This is a genomic window from Jiangella alba (genome assembly GCF_900106035.1).
Taxonomy (GTDB): Bacteria; Actinomycetota; Actinomycetes; order Jiangellales; family Jiangellaceae; genus Jiangella; species Jiangella alba.
This window is the reverse complement of the sequence record NZ_FNUC01000001.1, coordinates 148858-170110: the sequence shown is the minus strand read 5'-3', so window position 1 is coordinate 170110 and position 21253 is coordinate 148858. Positions and strand designations below refer to the sequence as shown.

Here is a 21253-nt window from a genome sequence, read left to right as displayed (position 1 = left end):
CCTGCGATGACCTTGACCGAGACGCCGGCCCGGCGGGGCCTGGGCGGCACGCTGCGCGCTGCCGCTGCCGACCTGTTCGCGGTGTTGGGGCGGGCCGGCCGGCTGCTGGCGCGGCACTGGCCGGTGCTGCTGGCCATCCTGTTCGCCGGCGAGGCGGGCCGGTACGCGGCGCTGTGGGCGGCGGTCGAGCTGAGCGAGTTCAGCGGCACGCTGGGTGTCCTCGTGCTGGTCCTGGGCCCGCTGGCGGCGGTGAGCGCCCTCATCGCGGCCCTCTACGCGCTGCGCCATTCGCTGCCGTCCCTGCAGGTGTCGGCCGACGCGGCGAGTGGGGAGGACGGGCGGCAGCACGCGAGCGTCGTCTCCGTGCTGGGCAGCGTGATGATCCCGTTCCTCGCCATCTACGCGTCCTACGGCTACCTGTCCGAGGACGTGTTCCGGTTCGTGAACACGGCCGTCGCCGACGAGCTGTTCAACAACCCCGACCTGCTGCTGGGCACCGGCGAGGTCGACCAGAACCGGACGGCGCTGGCGACCGGCTGGCTGGCCATGGCGCTGGTGGCCATCGCGATCGTGCTGCGGTACGGGCTGGGCATCCTGGCGCAGCGCCGCCCGATGCGGTGGATCCCGTGGGTCGCCGCGTACGTCGAGGTGTTGTGGCTGGTCACGCTGGCCCGCATGCTCGCCAGCCACCAGGAGGCGGCGTTCGCGTGGCTGGAGGAGCGGGCCGTCACGCAGGCGGTGGCGGACGGGTGGCGGTCGGTGGTGTCGTTCTTCGGCCCGGTCGGCGACGCCGTCGACACCGGCAGTCGGTGGCTGCTCGACCTGCTCGGCGACGCCGACTCGCTGCTGGTGATCCCGGTCGCCTGGCTGACGGTGGGCGCGGTCGTGTACGGGCAGCAGCTGAGGGAGCCGGAGCGGCGCCGGCAGGCGTCGCACCGGCGGCAGCGCGGCGGGCTGGCCGGGCGCATGCACGCACCCGCCCGGCAGGTCGGCAACGAGCTCACCGGCGGCCTCGGCGAACGGTTCGGCGCGCTGGCCAGCGGCCTGCGCCGGCTCGCGGTGGCGGGGCTGGCGCCGATGCTGCTGTTCGCGCTGGCGTTCGTCATCGCGCAGCGGCTGGAGTACGCGGTCGAGCTGATCTGGCGCGAGCTGCTCGGCCCGCTGCCGCTCGGCGCCTACCTCGCCTTCGTCCCGCACACCGGCATGGTGTCGCACGTCGTCGGCACCGTCGCGGTGGTGTGCCTGCTCGGCGCCGCGATCGACCGCGTCCTCGCCCGCGCGACCCGCGAGTCGGTCAGTCTGCGCTGATCAGCAGCCCGTCCGGCGGCCCCCAGCTGAGCACGACCTCGGCGACCTCGACACCGTCGGGGAGGAGGACGACGGGGCTGACGGTCCACTCGTCGGGGCGGCGCGGGCCGGTGTCGGGGTCGATCCCCTCGAACAGGTCGAGGTCCGGTCCGCGGGCGTCGGGCGGCACGCACGGCGACGTCGCCTGGCTGATCGACGGCGACGTGGACTGGTAGGCGTACTCGGTGCCGGACGCGTCGCGGACGACGAGGTCGCAGCCCGTCAGCGGCACGTCCGGGGGAGCGGCCAGGGTGAGGTCGACGGCGACGGCCTGGACGCCCGCGGGCGGCTCGAGCGGGTCGTCCTCGCCGAACGCCGCCTCGGCGGGCCGGACGTCGTCCAGCCGCACCCGCACGGTGAACGGCCGGTCGCCGCCGCGGTCGTACTGGCTGGCCGTGAACGTCACCCACTCGCCGCGCTCGCCGTGCACGAGGTCGCGCGGCTTCTCCAGCCACCAGTACGTCTCGACGCGGTACGAGCTGGCCGCGAGCGCCGCGGCCATCGCCACCGGCAGCGCGACCAGCCCCCAGCGGTTGCGCCGCCACCACCCGGCCGGCGTCACGGCGCGTCCCCGCGCCCGTCGGCGGCCTCGGCCACCTCGACCGGCTCCTCCGACGCGGCCCAGGCGTCGGCGTCGTCGCCGGTCAGGCCGAGGTCGATGACGGCGATGTCGTCGCGGCGGTGGTCCTCGGGGTTCGGCTGCAGGGTGACGATCAGCCGGGCGCCGTCGACGGCGTCGGCGGGCAGCTCGATCGCGGCGGAGACCCGGCGCGGGATGCCCGGCTGCGCCGCGCCGCCGGAGCTGTACGGGTTGCGCTCGACGCTGGTGCGGAACTGGCGGCCCTCGGTGTCGCGGATCGCCACGTACGCGGGCAGCTGCGGCTCGCCGGCGGCGGTGTAGGTCCAGTCGACGACGACGTACACGCCGCCGGTCACGTGGATGGTGCCGGACGGGTCCTCGATCCGCGTCGACCCGGCGACGGAGGTCACCTCGACGTCGCCCCAGCGGGTCTCGACGCGGTCGCCGACGCCGCCGGTCCGCTCGAACGGCGCGGCCGTCTCGTCGTCGATCGGCATCAGGCCTTCGACGGCGCGCCCGGTGGCCAGCGCGGCGACCAGCAGGACGCCGAACGCGGCCTGCCGCGGCAGCCGGCGGGACGGCGGACGCGAGACGCGGCGGCCGCCGCGGCCAGTCGTCACGACTCGTCCTCGGGCACGGTGACGTCGATGGGGCCGGCGACGGCGGGCGCGGGGTCCAGCCACTCCATCGACCGGTCGATCGAGCTCTCCCGCAGCGTCCGCCCGACCAGCACCAGCCGCGCCTCGGACGGGGCGTCGGCGCGCGCGTCCTGCTCCCACACCAGCGCGACCTCGTACTCCAGCCCCGGCTGGACGGCGTCGAGGCGGGTGCCGTCGGCCATGACGTAGACGTCGTCGGCGGGCACGAGGTCGTCGCCGGCCAGGCCGGGCACCCCGTCGAGCGCGACGCTCTCGGACAGCATCGCGCCGTACTGCGTCGTCGTGCCGGTCGCGGTGACGGTCGCGACCAGCGCCAGCACGCGGGTGTCGTCGTCGCCCTCGGACACGCCCGGCAGCTCGTCGACCACCCGCAGCCGGTCGGCCGTGACGACGAACGGCCCGAGGTCGACGGCCTCGCCGACGGCCAGCGGCTCGATCTCGGCGGCCGGCTTCTCCATCGGGTCGAAGCCGCCGGCGACCAGCACGGCCAGCACGATCGCGCCGGCCGCGCTGCCCGCCAGTGGCAGGTGCTGGCGCGGGGCACGCGAGCCCAGGCGCCGCAGCCGGCCCCCCGACTCCGTCATCACGGCACCAGAGTGTAAGGCCCCGGCGCGCCTTCCTCAGGCGGCCGCGGCGCCGGTCATGATCGCCACCCCCTCGGCCATGGTGTGCGACGACGGGGTGATGACGCCGGCCGAGCGGCCCAGCCGCTGGACGTGGATGCGGTCCGCCACCTGCCACACGTGCGGCATGTTGTGGCTGATCAGGACGATGCCGAGGCCGTTCTCGCGGAGCCGCTCGATCAGCGCGAGCACCTGGTTGGACTCCTTGACGCCGAGCGCGGCGGTGGGCTCGTCCAGCACGACGATGCGGCTGCCGAACGCGGCGGCCCGGGCCACGGCGACGGCCTGGCGCTGGCCGCCGGACAGCGACTCGACCGGCTGGGTGATGTTCTGGATGGTGCTGATGCCGAGGTCGCGGACGGCGTCGGCGGCGCGCCGGCGCATGCCCTGTTTGTCGAGCATCCGGAACACCGTGCCGAGCGGGCCGGGCCGGCGTTCCTCGCGGCCGAGGTAGAGATTGCTGGCGACGTCGAGCGCCGGCGCGACGGCGAGGGTCTGGTAGACGGTCTCGATGCCGGCCTCGCGGGCGTCCTGCGGACGGCGGAACGCCACCTCGCGGCCGTCGCAGGTGATGGTTCCGGCGTCCGGGACGAGCGCGCCGGTGAGGCACTTGATCAGCGTCGACTTGCCGGCGCCGTTGTCGCCGATGACGGCCAGCACCTCGCCCGCGTACACGTCGACGTCGACGCCGTCGAGGCCGACGACGCGGCCGAACGTCTTCACCAGCCCGCGCGCGGCGAGCACCGGGGTCCGCGTCGTCGTCATGCCCGCACCCTCCTGATCCACTGGTCCACCGACACCGCCGCGATGACGAGGATGCCGACGGCGAGCAGCCGGTACTGGTCGTCGACGCCGGCCAGCGACAGCCCGACGGCGAACGACTGGACGATCAGCGCGCCGAGCAGCGTCCCGAGGATGCCGCCGCGGCCGCCGAACAGGCTGGTCCCGCCGATCACGACCGCCGTGATCGACTCGAGGTTGGCGTCGGCGATGGCGTTCGGGCTGGCCGCGCCGGCCCGCCCGATCAGCACCCACGCCGCCAGCCCGTAGATCAGCCCGGCCACGGCGTAGACGCTGAACAGCACCCGGCTGACCCGGATGCCGGCCAGCCGCGCCGCGTCGGAGTCGTCGCCGACGGCGTACACGTGCCGGCCCCAGGCGGTCTGGCTCAGCGCCCAGCCGACCACCAGGTACATCAGCGCCACCAGCACGACGCCGTAGGTGAGCCGGAAGTCGCCCAGCGGGAACGTCGTCCCGGTCCAGGTCAGCCAGTCGGGGAGGTCGGCGCCCGGCACACTCTGCCCGCCGGTGTAGATCAGCACGATCGCGGTGAACACACTGAGCGTGCCGAGCGTGACGATGAACGGCGGCAGCCCGACCCGGGTCACCAGCAGCCCGTTGAGGCTGCCCGCCGCCATGCCCGTCGCGACGCCGACGACCAGCGCGAGCGGCGCCGGCACGCCGTGCTCGGCGGCGAGCATGGCGGCCAGCATCGACGACAGCACCGCGATGGCCCCGACGGACAGGTCGATGCCGGCGGTCAGGATGATCAGCGTCTGGCCGATCGCCAGCGCCGCCACGACCGCCGTCTGCTGGATCAGCAGCGACAGCGCGGCCGGCGCGGCGAACCGGTCGTTGAGCAGGGTGAACGCGACGCACGTCAGCAGTAGGATGATCGCCGGGCTGAGTGCGGGGTGGGTGTGCAGCAGGTGCTGGACGCGCTGGGCGGGGGCGCGGCGGCGGCGCTCCAGCTCCGCCGCCGCCCCGCCCGGTTCGGTGCTCAGCCCCAGCACTTGTCCGCGCCCTCGGTCGTGTCGATGCTCTCGACGCCGTCGGCCGGCGTGTCCGTCACCAGCGCGACCCCGGTGTTGAAGAAGTCGAGGCCGTCGCTGGGCGTCGGCGGCTCGCCGCCGCGGGCGATGTCGGCGATGGCCTTGACCCCCTCGGACGCCATGAGCAGCGGGTACTGCTGCGACGTGGCGCCGATGCGGCCCTCCTGCACCGCCTGGACGCCGTCGCAGCCGCCGTCGACGGAGACGATCAGCACGTTCTCGGCGACGCCGGCCGCCTCCAGCGCCGCGTGCGCGCCGGCCGCGGACGGCTCGTTGATCGTGTAGACGACGTTGATGTCCGGGTTGCGGGTCAGGCAGTTCTCCATGGCCGTGCGGCCGCCGTCCTCGGCGCCGCCGGTCGGCTCGTTGCAGACGATCTCGTACGTGCCGCCGGAGTAGTTCCCGGTGGCCGCCTCGTCGCCGTTGCGCTTGTCGTCGCCGAGCTCGATGCCCATGCCCGACAGGAACCCCTGGTCGCGGTTGTAGTCGACCGAGACGATCTTGTCGTTGAACAGGTCCAGCAGCGCGATGGTCGCCGGCTGCCCGCCCAGCTGCGCCGCCGCCCACTGGCCGATCAGCTCGCCGGCCTCGAAGTTGTCCGTGGCGAAGGTGATGTCGACGATGTCGGTGGGGTCGGGCGGGGTGTCCAGCGCGATGACGAACAGGCCGGCGTCGCGGGCCCGCTCGATCGCCGGGTTCACGCCCGGGCCGTTCGGCACGATGAGAATGCCCTGCTCACCTGCGGCGATGGCGTTCTCGATGGCCTGGATCTGGCCCTCCTCGTCGCCGTCCTCGGCGCCCGCGGCGATGGTGAGGTCGACGTTCTCCTGCTCGGCGACCTCCTTCGCGCCGTCCTGCATGGCGACGAAGAACGGGTTGATCGAGTCCTTGGTGATGAGGGTGACGGCGACGGTCTCGCCGTCGCCGGACGTCGTGCCCCCGCCGTCGTCGTCCCCGCCACACGCGCCCGCCGTGAGCACGGTGGCGGCGGTGACGGCGACGACACCGGCGAACCGGGTCCGGCGCGGCCGGGATGTGGTCATGACGATTCCTCCTGAATGGCGCGGCTCACGGTTCGCTCACCTGCACGTCGTCGATCACGGCGGTGCCGTTGAACACGTTCAGGCCGAACTGGCCGCTGGTGATGGTGTCGTCGACGGCGTCGATGACGGGCTCCGCGGCGTCGTCGAGGTATACCCGGAGGCGCGGACCCACGGCCACCACTTTCAGGTGATACGTGCGCCCGAGCTCGACGGCGAGCGGGTAGGTGGCGATGTCGCGGCCGGGCCGCCACAGCTTGATCACGTTCGCGCGCGAGTCGACGTTGGCGGTGTAGTGCCGGCTGGCGTCGCGGTTGGAGCGGAACGTCAGGGCCGCCGCGGTGCCGGAGTTCAGCGTGACGTCGGCCTCGTAGGTGAAGTCGGTGCCGGTTGTGGTGTTGAGGTAGAACGCGTCGCCGCCGCTGGTGCCCTGCTTGCCGCCGGACACGTCGGACCAGACGCCGGAGTCGGTGTACCACTTGCCGCCGAGGTTCGAGGTCAGCGTCGACTCGCCGCCCCAGATCGAGCCGAGCTGGTGCACGGCGAGGTTCGTCAGCCGGACCCGGCCGTCGACGAACAGCTCCATGGCGTCGTCGCCGGGCATGCTGTCGAAGTTGACGTTGAGGCTGCGGTAGAGCCGGCCGTCGTTGCCGAAGATCTCCAGCTGGCCGCGGTCGACCAGCAGCCGCAGCCGCACCTTGCCGTCCTCCAGCGGCAGCGGGACGCCGTCCAGCGTCTGCGTCGCGGAGTCGTAGACCACCTCGTGGTCGAACCAGCCGTCCTCGCCGGTGCCGAGGCGGAACCCGAACCGCGACTCCGTCCGCCCGATGACCTCGAACTCGGCCTCGATCTCGACGGTGTCCATGTCGACCCCGTCGAGCAGCTCGGCCGCGCGGGGGCCGTCGAGCATGCGCGGCTTCCACGTCTGCGTGTCCGTGCGCAGGCCCTCGATCTCGCCGACCGGCGTGCTGAGCACCGTCGGCCGCCCGTCCACCGTCTCCAGCCGCATCTGCACCGGGAACGTCATGTTGCCGGTCCAGATCGTGCCGGCGTTGCCGGGCTGCCAGGCCATCGACACCACGCGGTCGTCGGGCAGGTTCATGAACGTCAGCCCGGCGTAGTACGAGCCGCCGAACTGGCTGTTGCCCTGGTTGAACCGCAGCGGCGTGGTCTGGTCGGTGCTGAACGTCGTGCCGTCCCACGCGCCGGTGACGTACTCGCCGCTCGCGTCGCTGAGCACCCACTGGACGTTGCCCGGGTCGCCGTCGAGCGGCATGGCGACGAAGTCGGGGCACTCGAACAGCCAGCCGGCCTGGTAGCGCGAGGCGAACGTCCAGGTCAGCAGGTCGTCGGAGGTGTAGAAGTTGACGCCGTTGCCGCCCTCGTCGGACCAGACGACCATGCCCCACGTGCCGGTCGCCTCGTCCCGGAACACCTTCGGGTCGCGGCTGGTGCCGGCGGGCTTCGCCACCGGGGTGCCGCCGTCGTAGGTCTGGAACGTGGACCCGCCATCGGTGGAGTAGAACACCGTGACGCCGTCGGTCCCGGAGTAGACGACGATCGGGTCGTCCTCGCCGTCCTTCAGCCCGCTGACGTTCTCGGTGTCGACCACGCCGCCGCCCGAGAACAGGTTGCCGGGGTGCACGCCGGGCTCCAGCGCGATCGGCTGCTGCTTCCAGTGCACGAGGTCGGTGCTGGTCGCGTGCCCCCAGTGCATGGTGTCCCACTGCAGGCCGTGCGGGTTGTGCTGGTAGTAGAGGTGGTACTCGCCGTCGTAGTAGAGCGGCGCGTTGACGTCGTTGATCCAGCCGCCGCGCGAGCTGAAGTGGAACTGGCCGCGGTTGTCCTCCTGGTAGTTGGTGACGGGGTAGGGGAACTCCGGGTAGTCCTGCACCGTCCCGGCCGAACCGGACTGCACCATCACGCCCGCGATGCCGGCGGCCGCGGCGAGTGTCGCCACGGCGGTCCGCACTCTCCTGCGCATACGTCCCAGCTCCCTTGCCAGTGATCGTCGTGGATGCGCTCTGACAACCTTGTCAGGGGAGTGTGGAGGTTCGTGCCGGGCGTGTCAATACTTGCTTTCTGCGGTGTTACGGGGCGATGATGCGGGCCGGCGAATCGGTCTGACAATGTTGTCAAAGGAGGGTTGCGGCGCGGGTTCCGCCGGGGCCGGCCGGTACTGTTCTCGATCGGAGGGGTCCATGACCGAACACGCCGATCCGGCGACCACGCCGTACCGGCCGCGTGCCACGCTGCGCGACGTCGCCGCCATGGCCGGTGTCAGCATGAAGACGGTCTCGCGGGTGGTCAACGGCGAGTCCGGGGTCACGCCGCAGAAGGTCGACGCCGTCCGGCTGGCCGTCAGCCGGCTCGACTACCGGCCGAACGTGTCGGCCAGCGCGCTGCGCCGGTCCAGCGGGCGCACCGCGGCCATCGGCACCGTGCTCGAAGACCTCGCGAACCCGTTCTCCAGCGTGCTGCTGCGCGCCGTCGAGGACGTCGCCAACGAGCGCCGGGTGCTCATCCTCGCCGGCAGCGTCGACGAGGACCAGCAGCGCGAGCGGGCCCTCGTCCGCGCGTTCACCGAGCGCCGTGTCGACGGCCTCATCATCGCGCCGGTCGGCGAGGACCAGGGCTACCTGCGCGCGGAGATGGAGGCCGGCACCCCGCTGGTGTTCGTCGACCGCCAGCCGCAGGGCCTGCTCGCCGACTGCGTCCTCTCCGACAACGAGGCCGGCGCCCGCGACGCCGTGCACCACCTGGCCGACGCCGGTCACCGCCGCATCGCCTACCTCGGCGACCTCGAGCTCATCCCGACCGCCCAGCAGCGCTTCGCCGGCTACCAGCGGGCGCTGCTCGAGCGCGGGCTGGCGTCCGCCCCCGCGCACGTCGTCCACGACCTCCACACCGTCGACGACGCCGCGCGCGCGACAACCGCGCTGCTGCGCCGTCCGGGCGACGACGCCCCGACCGCGCTGTTCGCCAGCCAGAACCTCGTCACCATCGGCGCCATCACGGCCCTGCAGGAGCTCGGGCTGGAACACCGCGTCGCCCTCATCGGCTTCGACGACTTCCCGCTGGCCGACCTCCTCCAGCCGCGGGTCAGCGTCATCGCGCAGGATCCCGCAGCCATGGGCCGGGCCGCCGCCGAACTGCTGTTCCAGCGGCTCGACGGCGACCGCGGCCGGTCGCGGCGGCTGCTGTTGCCGACGACGACGGTGCCGCGCGGGTCGGGCGAGATCGCGCCGGAGGCCCGGTGACGGCGGGCCTGGCGGTCGTCGTCGGCGAGGCGCTGACCGACGTCATCGTCGAGCGCGACGGCACCGAGGCCCGGCACCCCGGCGGCAGCCCGGCGAACGTGGCGTACGGGCTCGGGCGGCTGGGCCGGCGGACGGCGCTGGTCACCGAGCTGGGCGACGACGCCGACGGCGCCGCCATCCGCGCGCACCTCGCCTCGGCCGGCGTCGAGGTCCGCACCCAGGGCGCCGCCGCGCGGACGTCGTCGGCCGTCGCCCGCCTGGGCGCCGACGGGTCGGCGGAGTACCGGTTCGAGCTGACCTGGGACCTCGGGCCGGTCGCCGTCGCGGAGCCGCCGCTGGTGCTGCACACCGGCTCGCTGGCGACGACGGTCCAGCCCGGCGCGGCGGCGGTCGAGCGGCTGGCCCGCGACGTGCGGGCGGGCAGCACCGTCAGCTACGACCCGAACATCCGGCCGGACCTCATGGGCGGCGCCGGCGACCTGCGCGACCGGGTCGAGCGCCTGGTGGCCGGCAGCGACGTCGTCAAGGCCAGCGACCAGGACACCGCGTACCTCGCGCCCGGCCGCGCCGCGATCGACGTCGCCCGCGACTGGCTGCGGCTCGGCCCGGCGCTCGTCGTCGTCACGCTGGGCGGCGACGGCGCGGTCGCCGTCACCGCCGGGGGAGAGGTGCACGTGCCCGCGGCCTCGGTCACCGTCGCGGACACCGTCGGCGCCGGCGACTCGTTCACCGCCGGCCTGCTCGACGGCCTCTGGGACGAGGGCCTGCTCGGCGGCGCCGCCCGGCCGCTGCTGCGCGCCGTTCCCGCCGCCGTCGTCGAACGCGTGGTGCGCCGGGCCACGCTCGCCGCCGCCGTCACCGTCTCCCGGGCCGGCGCCAACCCGCCCACGCGCGCGGAGCTGGACGCCGTCAGCCCGGCCTGATCAGGGCGCGAGCCGGCGGGCGCGGTCGAGCAGCAGCCGGCGCTCGCGGTCGTTGCGGGTCAGCTCGGCCGCCCGCTCGAACTCCGCGCGCGCCTCCTCGGGCCGGCCGAGGCGTTCCAGCAGGTCGCCGCGGACGCTCGGCAGCAGGTGGTAGCCGCGCAGCGCCGGGGCGCCGGCGATCTGGTCGAGCAGCTCCAGTCCCGCCTGCGGCCCGTACGCCATGCTCAGGGCGACGGCGCGGTTCAGCTCGACGACGGCGGTGCCGCTGACCCGGCCGAGCCGCTCGTACAGCGCGGCGATGGCGGCCCAGTCGGTGTCCTCGGCGCGGGCGGCGCGGGCGTGGCAGGCGGCGATCTCGGCCTGCAGCGCGTACGGCCCGGGCTGCTGGGCCAGCGCCGCCGACCGGTCCAGGGCGGCGAGGCCGCGGCCGATGCGGACGTGGTCCCAGCGGCCGCGGTCCTGGTCGCGCAGCAGCACCGGCTCGCCGTCGGGCCCGACCCGGGCGCGCAGCCGCGACGACTGCAGCTCCATCAGCGCGGACAGGCCGTGCACCTCGGGATCGTCCGGCACCAGCGTCGCCATGATGCGGCCCAGCCGGACCGCCTCGGCGCACAGGTCGGGCCGGGTCCAGTCGCCGCCCTCCGTGGCCGAGTACCCCTCGTTGAACAGCAGGTACACCACGCCGAGGACGGTGGTGAGCCGCGCCGCGCGGTCGGCGCCGGCCGGCTCGTCCAGGGCGGCGCCGGCCTCGGTGAGCGTCCGCTTGGCCCGGCCGACCCGCTGCGTGATGGTCGCCTCCGACGTCAGGTAGGCGCGGGCGATCTCGCGGCTGCTCAGCCCGCCGACCAGCTTGAGCGTCAGCGTCGTCTGCGCCTCGGGGGTCAGCGACGGGTGGCAGCAGACGAACATCAGCCGCAGCACGTCGTCCTCGACGTGGTCGACGGCGGCCGCGAAGTCGGGCTCGACGACGTCCGCGCCGCGGTCGCGGGCGATCGCCGCATAGAGGACGTCGCGGCGCTCGTGCCGCCGGTAGAGGTCGACGGCGCGGCGCTTGGCGATCGTCATCAGCCAGGCCGCCGGCCGGTCCGGGATGCCCGACCGCGGCCACGAGTCCAGCGCCGCGACCAGCGCGTCCTGCGCGAGATCCTCCGCCAGCCCGACGTCGCGGACGATCCGCACCAGCCCCGCCACCAGCCGCGTCGACTCCAGCCGCCAGACGGCCTCGACGGCGGCCCGGGTGGTCTCGTCGCTCACCCGTCGATGAGACCACCGGCGGCGACGGCGGGCAACCTCGCGGGTGCTACGCCCGCGGGAGGTCCGGATGCGGGTGGTCGGCGTCCTCGATCTGGCGCAGCTCGCATGATCCCTGCCAGCCGGGCCAGTGCCGCTGGTGCGCCCGCAGCAGCCGCCGACTCAGCTCGACCGCCTCCTCGCGGGACCGCACCTCGAGCACCGCGTACCCGCCGATCAGCTCCTTGGCCTCGGTGAACGGCCCGTCGACCGCGCTGATGCGGCCGTCGACCAACGACACGATGGCGCCGGCCGAGCTGGGCAGCAGCCCGCCCATGTCGACCAGCGCGCCGGACACGCTCAGGTCCTGCGCGAGCTCGCCGACCGCTTCGAACAGCTCCGGCGGCGGCGGGCCCGCCGGGTTGGGCTCCTCGGACCGGATGAGCGACATGAAGCGCATCGTGACTCCCTTCGTCGTCATGCTCTTGTGCTGTCGTCGAACGGGCGGCGCCGTTCCCGACACCGGTCAGCCGGCCGGATGGACCTCGAGGTCGGCGGTGTGCGGGTGGGTCAGCGCGCCCGGCCCGGTCCAGGACGTCCGGGCGATGCCGTCCGGCGAGTCGACGACGACGGCGAACCGGACCAGCCCGGCGTCGTCCACCGGCAGCGCCGCCCGCAGGTCGGCCGCGATGCGCAGCTCGTACGCCCCGTCCGCACCGGTCCGGGCCGCGGCGACCGGCCCGCCGGTGGCCGTCGGCCCGTCCGCCGGCTCGGCGACCAGCTGGACCAGCGCGTCCGCGACCGGCGTGCCGTCGGCGCGGGTGATCACGCCGCGCACGGCGACCGGTTCGGACAGCTCGGCGGAGTCGGAGGTGGCAGCCGTCGGCGTGGCGCCGGGCTCGTCCGGATCGGCGCCGGTGCAGCCGGCGACCAGCACGACCGCGACGACGGCGGCGGGCGTCCGGAGCGCCATGCCGACGAGTGTAGTGCGCTATGTTGGTTCTTGGACAAAAGTCCAGGAAGTTTTTTGAGTGAGGACGTGGGTATGACCTGGGTGTTCCTGGCGATCGCCATCGTGGCGGAGGTGACGGCGACGCTCGCGCTGCGGGCGTCGGAAGGGTTCACCAAGCTGGTGCCGAGCATCGTGCTGGTGGTCGGCTATCTCACGGCGTTCGCCATGCTGTCGTTCGCGCTCGACCGCGGCATGCGCGTCGGCATCGCGTACGGCGTGTGGGCGGCGGCCGGAGTGGCGCTGCTGGCGCTGATCGGGGCGGCATTCCTCGGCGAGTCGTTGACGACGGTGCAGGTGGGCGGCATCGCGCTGATCATCGGCGGGGTCCTGGCGCTGGAGCTGGGCGGTGCCCACTGACCCCGCGCGTGCGGCGGCGGACGGCCGGCGCACGCGCGGAGCCCAGACCCGGCGGCGACTCCTCGACGCCGCCATGCGCGTCGTCAGCCGCGACGGCCCGCAGGGCGTGACCCATCGCGCCGTCGCGGCCGAGGCGGGCGTATCGAAGTCGCTGGCCACCTACCATTTCGCCACCATCGAGGAGCTGCTGGTGGCCGCGTTGGTCGAGTGCACCGAGGAGTTCGCCCACGAGCTGGCCGAGTCGCTGCCCGCCACCTCCACCCCGGCCGGGCTGGCCCACTACTTCGCCGCGTCGTTCAACGCCGACCGCGAGGCGTGGCTCGGCTCGTACGAACTGCTCCTCCACGCCGCCCGCCGGCCGGCCTTGCGCGAGGCGGCGCTGGCCTGGCCCGCGTGGACGGCGCGGCTGGCCCGCCGCTACACCGACGACCCGGCCGCCGTCGACGCCTTCGTCGCCACCCTCGACGGCGCCGGCCTGCTGGCGCTGCTCACGGACGCCCCGCTCGACGCCGACCGGCTGGCGCGGCTGTTCGAGCGGATTCTGCTGCCGGGCAGAACGTCTCGCATGGTGAGAGCCGGGTCACGTTAACGAAACTGTAACCGGGCCGTTCCGGACCGGCCGGCGGTGCGACGGTGGACGAGAGGTGGTCTCGGACAGCGACCCGCACGCCCGGTGTCAGCGACCCGCCGCCGCCCCGGCGCAGCGGTGCCGCCGCTGGACGACGGGCCGGGCGTGTCAGACACGGGCCGCCGCGTTGTCAGAGACCGGACAACGAGCCCGGCGACAGCGGACAGTCGCTGTCCGCCCGGCCCGGAGCCGCATCGGCCGACATCGATGAGGACGCCGCCCCGAGCGGCGAGGCGCGGCGTTGACACTGGTCAGCGGCCCGGCCTCTACTGGCGGCCAGCCCCGGTCCGCCCACGACAGGCAGCCCGCAGCAGCCAGCCCTCGCAGCACAGCAGCCGACCCACAGAGAGGACGGAAGCAATGACGCTCCCACCCATGGCAGGCCGTCCGAGAGCAGGCCGCCGCGGCATCCAGGCCGGCATCGCGCTCTGCGTGGGCGCCACCCTGGTGGCCTGCGCCGGCAGCGCCGACCCCGAGGAGTCCGCCGACGGCGGCGGCGACGCGCAGACGGTGTCGTTCCGCTCCTGGAGCCCGATCGAGCAGACGACGCGGCAGATGATCGACACCTTCACCGAGGCGAACCCGGACGTCACCATCGACTCGACGATCTTCAACTACCCGGAGTACATCGTCGACCTGCAGACGCGGGCGTCGTCGGGGACGATGCCGGACATCGTCGGGTTGCAGCCGGGCGCGCTGACGCAGCAGTACCGCGAGAAGCTGATGCCGCTGGAGCAGTGCGCGGCCGACACCTGGGGCGACGACTGGGAGAGCAGGTTCCACCCGGTCGGCCTCGAGCAGGCCCGCATGGGCAACCCCGACGGCGACGAGCACTACTACGCGCTGCCGCTGCTGGTGCAGACGGTGAACCTGTGGGCGAACTCGGAGCTGCTCGACGCTGCCGGGGTCGAGCCGCCGGCGACGTGGGACGACCTGAAGGCGGCCGTCGCGACCCTCGGTGACGCCGGCGAGGCGGCGCCGTTCCTGCTGCCGGCGAAGGACGCCTGGCTGCGCAACGTCGTGTTCCTGCAGATCGCCAACAACCTCGAGCCGGGCCGCGTCTACCAGGCCGAGAACGGCGAGGTCGCGTGGACGGACGCGCGCATCGTCGAGGCGTTCGACTACTGGGGCAAGCTGTTCACCGAGGGCATCGCGCAGGACGGCGCGCTCGCGCTCGACTCGTACCCCAACGGCGTCAACCAGTTCGAGGCCGGCAACGCGGCGATGATCCCGCTCGGCGCCTGGTGGATCCAGCAGTCCGACCCGTCGAAGACGGAGATCGCGCCGCTGTCCGAGGGCATGTCCGGCTACGAGCCGTTCCTGTTCCCGACGCTGCCCGGCGGCGCACCGGAGTCGCAGCTGGTCGGCGGCATCGACGTCGCGCTGGGCATCTCCGCCGACGCGGCCAACCCGGACCTCGCCTGCGAGGTGCTCACCGACTGGATCGCCGGCGACGGCGGCCAGGTGCTGATCAACACGTTCAACGACCTGCCCGCGGTGACCGGACTGGACCCGGAGGAGTTCACCAGCGACAAGCAGGAGCAGATCTGGAACCAGCTCACCCAGGACTGGATGCCGAACGTGCAGTGGTCGCGGTACTTCGAGAGCCCGGAGATCGACACCGCCGTCGCCGACGCGCTCGCCGGCGTCGCCGCCGGTCAGCTGACCCCGCAGCAGGCCGCCGAGTCGGTGCAGGCCGTGCAGGACCAGCAGGGCTGATGGCCGCGTCGACGTCCCACGTCCCGGCGACCCGAACCCCCCGGGTCGCCGGGGCCGGCCGGCGCCACCCGGCCGGCCGGCTCACCCGCGAACGCCTGGTGGCGCTGGGCTTCATCGCGCCGGCGGTCGTGCTGTTCGCCGTGTTCGTGGTGTACCCGATCGCCTTCAACGTCCAGTCCAGCCTGCTCGACTGGGACGGCGTCAGCACCGGCACCCCGGTGGGCCTGGCCAACTACCGCGACCTGTTCGCCGACCCGACGTTCCACACGACGCTGCGGAACTCGGCGTTCTGGATCGTGCTGACGATCGTCCCGCAGGCCGTGCTCGGCTTCGCGCTGGCCTGGCTGCTGAACACCCGGCTGCGCGGCCGGACGGTGTACCGGACGCTGTTCTTCCTGCCGGCGGTGCTGTCGCCGGTGGTCGTCGGCATCGTGTGGCAGCGGCTGCTGGACCCGTTCAACGGCGTGCTCGCGCAACTCGGCCGCGCCACCGGGATCGACCTGCTGACACGGTCGTACCTGTCGGACCCGTCGACGGCGATCTTCGCGGTGATCGTGGTGAACGTCTGGATGTGGACGGGGTTCTCGATGCTCTTCTACCTCGCCGGGCTGCAGTTGGTCGACCACAGCGTCGTCGAGGCGGCCCGCATCGACGGCGCGACCGGCTGGCAGCTGATCCGCCGCATCGTGCTGCCGCTGCTCAAGCCGACGCACCTGGCGCTGCTGTTGCTCGGCATCATCGGCTCGCTGAAGACCTTCGAGCTGGTGTGGGTGCTCACCGAGGGCGGCCCGAACCACGCGTCCGAGCTGATGCCGACGTACCTGTTCAAGCAGGCGTTCCAGCTGCAGTCGTTCGGCTACGGCGCCACCATCGCGGTCGTCCTGCTGGTCGTCGCGGTCGGCTCGTCGCTGGCGATGCTGCGCACGTTCGGCTCCGGCTTCATCACGGGAGACCGCTCATGAGGCGCCGCATACGTGACGTGGACGCGCCGCCGCGCTGGGCGCACTGGGTGCTCGGCCCGCTCGTGGTGCTGTGGATGATCCCGGTCGTCATGGTCATCGGCATCTCGCTGCTGCCGACGTCGAACCCGTCGACGACGGGGCTCGGGCTGGTGCCCGAGGAGCCGACGCTGCGCAACTACGTGACGATCTTCGAGACCAACCCGATCGGCCGGCACCTGGTGAACAGCCTGCTGGTGTCGGTGCCGTCGATCGTGCTGGTGCTGCTGCTGGGGTCGATGACGGCGTTCGCGCTGGCCCGGCTGCGGGTGCCGTTCAAGGGCGTGGTGTTCGTCGGCCTGATCCTGGCGCTGGTGCTGCCGATGGCCGGCGTCGTGACGGCGATGTTCAAGATCCTGCAGGGGCTCGGCCTGTACGACAACCTGCTCGGCCTCGTGCTCGCCTACACCGCGCTGGGGCTGCCGTTCGCCGTCATCATGATCCGCACCACCTACCTCGCCATCCCGGACGAGACGTACGAGGCGGCGCTGGTGGACGGCTCGTCGACATGGACGATCTTCTGGCGCATCTACTTCCCGCTCGGCAAGGCGGCCGCCGCCGTCGTCGTGGTGTGGCAGCTGATGATGAGCTGGAACGACTTCCTGCTGCCGCTGGTCGCGATCGGCGACAACGACCTCAAGCCGCTCACGCTGGTGCCGCTGGCCTACCGCGGCATCTACCTGAGCCAGCCGGGCGCGCTGTTCGCCGTGCTGGTGCTGATCTCCGTGCCCATCGTGGTGGTGTACCTGTCGGTGCAGCGCTATCTGGTCAACGGGCTGGCGGGGTCGGTCAAGTGAGCTTCCTGGGCATCGACCTCGGCACGACGGGTTCGCGGGTCGCGGCGTACGACGCCGACGGCCACGAGCTGGCGGCGCGCTCGCAGCGCACGGCGGTCGTCCGCCCGGCGCACGGCCGCGCGGAGATCGACGCCGACGCCGTCCGGGCCGCGGTGGTCCGGCTGGTCGGCGAGGTCGTCGCGGACCCGGCCGTCGTCGCGGACCCGGTCGAGGCGCTGTCGTTCGCGACGCTCGGCGAGGCGATCGTGCCGGTCGGGCCGGACGGCGCCGCGCTCGGGCCGGCGCCGCTGAGCATGGACCAGCGCGGCGCGGCGTCGGCGGAGAAGCTGGCGGCCGCGCTCGGCGACGAGCACGTCCAGCGGCTCACCGGCCAGCCGCTGCACCCGATGTTCTCGGTGCACAAGATCCACGAGCTGCTGCCCGGCGGCGCGCTCCCGGCGGCCGTGCGGACGGTCGACGACCACGTGGCCGGCTGGTTCGGCGCGGCCCCGGCGATCGACCTGACGATGGCCGCGCGGACCGGCGCGTACGACGTGGGCGCCGGGCGCTGGTCCGACGAGATCCTCGGCGCGCTGGACGTCCCGGCGGCGCTGCTGTCCGAGCCGGTCCCGGCCGGCACGGTGATCGGCGCGGTGACGGCGGACGCGGCCGCGGCGACCGGGCTGCGTCCGGGCACTCCGGTCGTCGCCGGGGTGCACGACCAGGCCGCCGCGTTCCTCGGTGGCGGTGGGCGGGCGGGGGAGCGGTCGGTGTTCTCCTTCGGCTCCAGCGACTGCCTCACCGCCGGGACGGCGCGGCGGCCGGCGACGCTGCTGGGCACCGGCCTGGCGACGTACCCCGTCGGGCCGGACCTGTGGGTGACGCTGGCCGGGACCGCGGCGGGCGGGTGGGCACTGGACTGGTTCGCCTCGCTCGTGCACCACGACCGCGTCGACCCGTGGGCGTCGCTGTTCGACCTGACGGCGACGCCGCCGCCCGCGCTGCTCGTCCTGCCGTACCTCGCCGGGTCCGGCACGCTCGACAACGACCCGAAGGCCCGCGGCGCGCTGCTCGGGCTCACGCTGGAGACGACGACGGCGCAGGTCGCGCGGGCGTTCGTCGAGGCATCCGGGTACGAGCTGGCGAAGATCCGGGCCGCGCTGGCCGAGCGCGGCATCGCCGGCACGGACGTGTACGCCGTCGGCGGCGGGTCGGCCAACCACAGCGCCCTGCAGGCCCGGGCCGACGCCGCCGGGCTGCGGCTGCGTGCCGTCACGAAGGAGGCGTCCAGCCGCGGGGCCGCGCTGCTGGCCGCCGTCGGCGTCGGTGTGCACGACGGCGTCGGCGCACTGCCCGCGCCCCCCGTCCTGCACGACGCCCGGCCCGAACCCGAGCACACCGCCTGGTACACGCGCCAGCGCGAGACCTTCGGCAGCCTCTACCCGCTGCTGCGGACCGTCAACGATTCGTTCACCGCTCTCGAGGAGACCGCATGACCACGCTCGACACCTTCGACCTGCAGGCCGCCCGGGAGAGCGTGCTCGCCTACTGCCTGGAGTCGGTCGCACTGGGCCTGAACTTCAACACGCAGGGCAACATCAGCGTCCGCATCCCCGGCACGGAGACGTTCCTCATCACCCCGACCGACCTCGAGTACGACCGGATGAGCCCGGACGACCTCGTCGTCGTCGACGAGGACGCCAACGTCGTCGACGGGCCGCTGCAGCCGTCGTCGGAGGTGACGGTGCACCTGGCGGTGTACGCGGCGCGGCCGGACGTGCAGGCGATCGTGCACACCGAGCCGACCTTCGCCAACGTGTTCGGCGTGCTCGGCGAGCCGATCCGCGGCGCTCTCGTGAACATGGTCATCTACACCAAGGGTGACGTGCCGATCATGCCGTTCGCGCTGAGCAACTCCACCGAGTTCGGCGTCCAGATGGCCGAGTACCTGAAGGACCGCAACGCCGTCGTGTGGGCCAACCACGGGCTGCTCACCGTCGGGCCGAACCTGCGCGACGCGTTCAAGACGACGGTCGCGGTGGAGAGCGCGGCGAAGGTGCTCACGCACGCCCGCGCGATCACGTCCGACCCGATCGTCCTCGACTACGCCTCGCTCGGCATCACGCACACGCTGTGACGCCGGCGCCGTCAGCCGAGCACGTTGCGGGCGGCGTCGAGCGGGATACAGCCGCAGGTGGTGCCGTAGGCGATGTCGTAGTCGATCTCCAGCAGCCGCGGCGGCAGCCCCGGGTTGTTGATGCGCTCGGTGAGCAGCTGCACCACCCGCGCCGCCAGCGTCGTCGCCGGCGCCACCGCGTTGGTCGGGACGATGCCGGTGGTGCCGACGCCCGGGATCTGGTCGAACGTCGTCAGCACGATGTCGGACGGGATCTTCAGCCCGAGCCGGACCGCCGCCGACAGCACGCCCCAGAACATCAGGCTGTTCGTCGACAGCACCCCGAACGGCGGCTCCAGCGTCCGGAACAGCGCGTACGCGGCGGTCTCGGCCTCCTCGGCCGTCGTCAGGCCGGCCAGCACGTGGTTCTCCGTCCCCGTGCGGCCCACCACCCGGTGGAACGCGGTGTGCCGGTTGCGCAGCGTCGACACGCCGAGGTTGCCGGCCACCAGGCAGACCCGCTGCACGTGGTGCTGCTCGATCATGTGCAGCGTCAGCGACTCCGCCGCCCGGCGGCTGTCGGGCAGCACGTGGTCGACCAGCCCGCGCACCGACGGCACCGTGCGGTCGACGACGACGGTCGGGATCTGCTGGGCGAAGTCCGGCAGGCCCGGCGCGCCGGTCGGGAAGATCACCAGGCCGTCGACCTCGAGCCGGCGGTACGCCAGCAGGATCTCCTCCTCGATGTGCAGGTCGTCGTCGGAGTCGCTGGACACCAGCGTGGGGCTGACGGTGGCCAGCCGCTCCTGCAACGCCCGGCTGACCGCCGCGAAGTAGTCGTTGCGCACGTCCGGGAAGATCAGCCCGACGACACCCGTGCGCCGCTTGCGCCCGCGCGGGCGGCCCTCGCCGCCGGCGCCGAGCTCCTCGATGGCGGCCTCGACCGCCTGCCGGGTGGCCGCGGCGACGTGCGGCTCGGCGTTGATGACCCGCGACACCGTCTTGACGGACACGCCCGCGCGGGTCGCGATGTCGGCCAGGCGCAGGGTGCGCCCGCCGGCTCCCGTCACGTGCGGACCGTCCACTGCACCGCCCCCGTCTTCTCCCGATTCACGTCCCCGGAGCTGCCATGACGCTCGTCACGAACCGTACCCTGCTCGACGTCGCCGCCGGTGCCGGATTCGGCGTGGGCGCCTTCAACGTCGCCGACCTGACCATGGCGCAGGCCGTGCTGGACGCGGCCCGCGCGACCGACTCGCCGGTGATCGTCGAGACCCTGGCCGGCTCGCACCCGTCCGGGTCCGACACGGTGTTCTGGGGGCTGCTGCTCCGGCTGATCGACGAGTACCCGGAGGTGCCGGTCGCGCTGCACCTCGACCACGGGCCGACGTTCGAGACCTGCGCGCGGGCGATCTCGGCGGGGTTCACCAGCGTGATGATCGACGGGTCGCTGGACGCGGCCGGCCGTCCGGCGTCGTTCGCCGCGAACGTCGCGGTGACGCGGGAGGTGGTGGCGTACGCGCACGCGCGCGGCGTCTCCGTCGAGGGGGAGCTGGGCACCATCGGCGGCTCCAAGGACGGGACGGCGCGCGCGGAGATCGTGCTGGCCGACCCGTCCGAGGCGGCGGCGTTCGTCGCGGCGACGGGGGTCGACGCGCTCGCCGTCGCCGTCGGCACGTCGCACGGCGCGTACAAGTTCTCCGCCCCGCCGGACGGGCCGATGCTGCGGCTGGACCTCGTCGCCGCCATCGCCGCCGTCGTCCCCGCCACCCACCTCGTCCTGCACGGGTCGTCGTCGCTGCCGTCGCCGCTGCGGTCCCGGGTGAACGCGGCCGGGGGCACCGTGCCGTCGTCGTGGGGCGTGGCGGACGAGGAGAAGGTGCGGGCGATCGAGCTGGGCGTCCGCAAGATCAACCAGGGCATGGACCACTACCTCGCCTACACCGCCGGCGTCCGCGAGGCGCTCGCCGCCGATCCCGCCTGCGTCGACCCGGCGGTCTACCTCGCCGCCGGCCGCGAGTCGGCGCAGCGGCTGCTGGAGGAGCGCATGGTGCTGTTCGGCCAGGCCGGCCGGGCGCCGCTCTACCGCTGAGGAGCGCCCGCGCGCGGCGGATCGCGGGACGAATCGGACATTGACCTGTCTCCGTGCACGC

At 73.5% G+C, this 21253-nt stretch carries 22 protein-coding genes; 11 read left to right on the top strand and 11 right to left on the bottom strand.

Annotated features, from left to right (window positions below; genetic code table 11):
* Positions 1 to 6: 6 nt before the first annotated feature.
* Positions 7 to 1308 (top strand): hypothetical protein, encoded by a 1302-nt coding sequence (locus BLV02_RS00880; RefSeq protein WP_069111197.1) that lies wholly within the window; start codon positions 7 to 9, stop codon positions 1306 to 1308.
* Here BLV02_RS00880 and BLV02_RS36195 read toward each other — a convergent pair.
* Genes BLV02_RS36195 through BLV02_RS00845 form a run of 7 tightly spaced genes read right to left on the bottom strand, consistent with a single transcriptional unit; the run spans position 1295 to position 8041 of the window.
* Positions 1295 to 1909 carry a hypothetical protein gene (locus tag BLV02_RS36195; protein WP_069111196.1) on the bottom strand — a complete coding sequence of 205 codons (615 nt, stop codon included), beginning with the start codon at positions 1907 to 1909 and terminating at the stop codon, positions 1295 to 1297. The two genes, BLV02_RS00880 and BLV02_RS36195, sit on opposite strands and share 14 nt — an antisense overlap.
* Positions 1906 to 2547 carry a hypothetical protein gene (locus BLV02_RS00870; protein ID WP_069111195.1) on the bottom strand — a complete coding sequence of 214 codons (642 nt, stop codon included), beginning with the start codon at positions 2545 to 2547 and terminating at the stop codon, positions 1906 to 1908. Before BLV02_RS00870 ends, BLV02_RS36195 begins: the two co-directional genes overlap by 4 nt.
* Positions 2544 to 3170 carry a hypothetical protein gene (locus BLV02_RS00865; protein WP_069111194.1) on the bottom strand — a complete coding sequence of 209 codons (627 nt, stop codon included), beginning with the start codon at positions 3168 to 3170 and terminating at the stop codon, positions 2544 to 2546. Before BLV02_RS00865 ends, BLV02_RS00870 begins: the two co-directional genes overlap by 4 nt.
* 36 nt (positions 3171 to 3206) lie before the next feature.
* Positions 3207 to 3974: an ATP-binding cassette domain-containing protein gene (locus BLV02_RS00860; protein ID WP_069111193.1), complete on the bottom strand. Its 768-nt coding sequence runs from the start codon at positions 3972 to 3974 to the stop codon at positions 3207 to 3209.
* Positions 3971 to 5002 (bottom strand): ABC transporter permease, encoded by a 1032-nt coding sequence (locus tag BLV02_RS00855; RefSeq protein WP_141711554.1) that lies wholly within the window; start codon positions 5000 to 5002, stop codon positions 3971 to 3973. Before BLV02_RS00855 ends, BLV02_RS00860 begins: the two co-directional genes overlap by 4 nt.
* Positions 4990 to 6084 carry a substrate-binding domain-containing protein gene (locus BLV02_RS00850; RefSeq protein ID WP_069111192.1) on the bottom strand — a complete coding sequence of 365 codons (1095 nt, stop codon included), beginning with the start codon at positions 6082 to 6084 and terminating at the stop codon, positions 4990 to 4992. The genes BLV02_RS00855 and BLV02_RS00850 overlap by 13 nt, the downstream gene beginning before the upstream one ends.
* A gap of 25 nt (positions 6085 to 6109) precedes the next feature.
* Positions 6110 to 8041: a glycoside hydrolase family 32 protein gene (locus BLV02_RS00845; RefSeq protein ID WP_171906727.1), complete on the bottom strand. Its 1932-nt coding sequence runs from the start codon at positions 8039 to 8041 to the stop codon at positions 6110 to 6112.
* Between the two features lie 241 nt (positions 8042 to 8282).
* Here BLV02_RS00845 and BLV02_RS00840 point away from each other — a divergent pair, with 241 nt between their 5' ends.
* On the top strand, positions 8283 to 9341 hold the full coding sequence (locus BLV02_RS00840) for a LacI family DNA-binding transcriptional regulator (RefSeq protein ID WP_069111190.1): 1059 nt from the start codon (positions 8283 to 8285) through the stop codon (positions 9339 to 9341).
* On the top strand, positions 9338 to 10264 hold the full coding sequence (locus tag BLV02_RS00835) for a carbohydrate kinase family protein (RefSeq protein WP_069111189.1): 927 nt from the start codon (positions 9338 to 9340) through the stop codon (positions 10262 to 10264). The genes BLV02_RS00840 and BLV02_RS00835 overlap by 4 nt, the downstream gene beginning before the upstream one ends.
* On the opposite strand, the gene BLV02_RS00830 is transcribed toward BLV02_RS00835, so the two are convergent.
* From BLV02_RS00830 to BLV02_RS00820, 3 genes are read right to left on the bottom strand one after another with little or no spacing between them, the layout of a single operon-like run.
* Entirely contained in the window at positions 10265 to 11518 is a 1254-nt protein-coding gene (locus BLV02_RS00830) for an RNA polymerase sigma factor (protein ID WP_069111188.1), read from the bottom strand.
* Between the two features lie 46 nt (positions 11519 to 11564).
* A complete protein-coding gene (locus BLV02_RS00825) occupies positions 11565 to 11975 on the bottom strand; it encodes a YciI family protein (RefSeq protein ID WP_216094196.1) in 411 nt (136 codons plus the stop codon).
* 45 nt (positions 11976 to 12020) lie between these two features.
* Positions 12021 to 12467, bottom strand: coding sequence for a hypothetical protein (locus BLV02_RS00820; protein WP_069111187.1), 447 nt, complete (start codon positions 12465 to 12467; stop codon positions 12021 to 12023).
* Between the two features lie 72 nt (positions 12468 to 12539).
* On the opposite strand from BLV02_RS00820, the gene BLV02_RS00815 reads away from it, so the two are divergent.
* From BLV02_RS00815 to BLV02_RS00785, 7 genes are all read left to right on the top strand, one after another.
* Positions 12540 to 12863 (top strand): DMT family transporter, encoded by a 324-nt coding sequence (locus BLV02_RS00815; protein ID WP_069111186.1) that lies wholly within the window; start codon positions 12540 to 12542, stop codon positions 12861 to 12863.
* Positions 12853 to 13452 carry a TetR/AcrR family transcriptional regulator gene (locus BLV02_RS00810; protein WP_069111185.1) on the top strand — a complete coding sequence of 200 codons (600 nt, stop codon included), beginning with the start codon at positions 12853 to 12855 and terminating at the stop codon, positions 13450 to 13452. The genes BLV02_RS00815 and BLV02_RS00810 overlap by 11 nt, the downstream gene beginning before the upstream one ends.
* 414 nt (positions 13453 to 13866) lie before the next feature.
* Complete coding sequence (locus BLV02_RS00805) at positions 13867 to 15210, top strand: ABC transporter substrate-binding protein (protein WP_069111184.1); 1344 nt, start codon at positions 13867 to 13869, stop codon at positions 15208 to 15210.
* Entirely contained in the window at positions 15210 to 16172 is a 963-nt protein-coding gene (locus BLV02_RS00800) for a carbohydrate ABC transporter permease (RefSeq protein WP_083288578.1), read from the top strand. Before BLV02_RS00805 ends, BLV02_RS00800 begins: the two co-directional genes overlap by 1 nt.
* Entirely contained in the window at positions 16169 to 17005 is an 837-nt protein-coding gene (locus tag BLV02_RS00795) for a carbohydrate ABC transporter permease (RefSeq protein ID WP_083288577.1), read from the top strand. Before BLV02_RS00800 ends, BLV02_RS00795 begins: the two co-directional genes overlap by 4 nt.
* Positions 17002 to 18480: an FGGY-family carbohydrate kinase gene (locus BLV02_RS00790; RefSeq protein ID WP_069111182.1), complete on the top strand. Its 1479-nt coding sequence runs from the start codon at positions 17002 to 17004 to the stop codon at positions 18478 to 18480. Before BLV02_RS00795 ends, BLV02_RS00790 begins: the two co-directional genes overlap by 4 nt.
* Positions 18477 to 19121, top strand: coding sequence for a class II aldolase/adducin family protein (locus BLV02_RS00785; RefSeq protein WP_069111181.1), 645 nt, complete (start codon positions 18477 to 18479; stop codon positions 19119 to 19121). Before BLV02_RS00790 ends, BLV02_RS00785 begins: the two co-directional genes overlap by 4 nt.
* An 11-nt stretch (positions 19122 to 19132) precedes the next feature.
* Here BLV02_RS00785 and BLV02_RS00780 read toward each other — a convergent pair whose 3' ends face one another.
* Positions 19133 to 20170: a LacI family DNA-binding transcriptional regulator gene (locus BLV02_RS00780; protein WP_171906726.1), complete on the bottom strand. Its 1038-nt coding sequence runs from the start codon at positions 20168 to 20170 to the stop codon at positions 19133 to 19135.
* A 59-nt stretch (positions 20171 to 20229) separates the two neighbouring features.
* On the opposite strand from BLV02_RS00780, the gene BLV02_RS00775 reads away from it, so the two are divergent.
* Positions 20230 to 21192: a ketose-bisphosphate aldolase gene (locus BLV02_RS00775; RefSeq protein WP_069111179.1), complete on the top strand. Its 963-nt coding sequence runs from the start codon at positions 20230 to 20232 to the stop codon at positions 21190 to 21192.
* The last annotated feature ends 61 nt before the right edge of the window (positions 21193 to 21253 follow it).

Bases quoted from the DNA above. Each gene is read 5' to 3' on its own strand.
- BLV02_RS00880 (WP_069111197.1), top strand. From the start codon at position 7: ATGACCTTGACCGAGACGCCGGCCCGGCGGGGCCTGGGCGGCACGCTG.
- BLV02_RS00865 (WP_069111194.1), bottom strand. From the start codon at position 3,170: ATGACGGAGTCGGGGGGCCGGCTGCGGCGCCTGGGCTCGCGTGCCCCG.
- BLV02_RS00860 (WP_069111193.1), bottom strand. From the start codon at position 3,974: ATGACGACGACGCGGACCCCGGTGCTCGCCGCGCGCGGGCTGGTGAAG.
- BLV02_RS00850 (WP_069111192.1), bottom strand. From the start codon at position 6,084: ATGACCACATCCCGGCCGCGCCGGACCCGGTTCGCCGGTGTCGTCGCC.
- BLV02_RS00840 (WP_069111190.1), top strand. From the start codon at position 8,283: ATGACCGAACACGCCGATCCGGCGACCACGCCGTACCGGCCGCGTGCC.
- BLV02_RS00825 (WP_216094196.1), bottom strand. From the start codon at position 11,975: ATGACGACGAAGGGAGTCACGATGCGCTTCATGTCGCTCATCCGGTCC.
- BLV02_RS00820 (WP_069111187.1), bottom strand. From the start codon at position 12,467: ATGGCGCTCCGGACGCCCGCCGCCGTCGTCGCGGTCGTGCTGGTCGCC.
- BLV02_RS00815 (WP_069111186.1), top strand. From the start codon at position 12,540: ATGACCTGGGTGTTCCTGGCGATCGCCATCGTGGCGGAGGTGACGGCG.
- BLV02_RS00805 (WP_069111184.1), top strand. From the start codon at position 13,867: ATGGCAGGCCGTCCGAGAGCAGGCCGCCGCGGCATCCAGGCCGGCATC.
- BLV02_RS00800 (WP_083288578.1), top strand. From the start codon at position 15,210: ATGGCCGCGTCGACGTCCCACGTCCCGGCGACCCGAACCCCCCGGGTC.
- BLV02_RS00795 (WP_083288577.1), top strand. From the start codon at position 16,169: ATGAGGCGCCGCATACGTGACGTGGACGCGCCGCCGCGCTGGGCGCAC.
- BLV02_RS00785 (WP_069111181.1), top strand. From the start codon at position 18,477: ATGACCACGCTCGACACCTTCGACCTGCAGGCCGCCCGGGAGAGCGTG.
- BLV02_RS00775 (WP_069111179.1), top strand. From the start codon at position 20,230: ATGACGCTCGTCACGAACCGTACCCTGCTCGACGTCGCCGCCGGTGCC.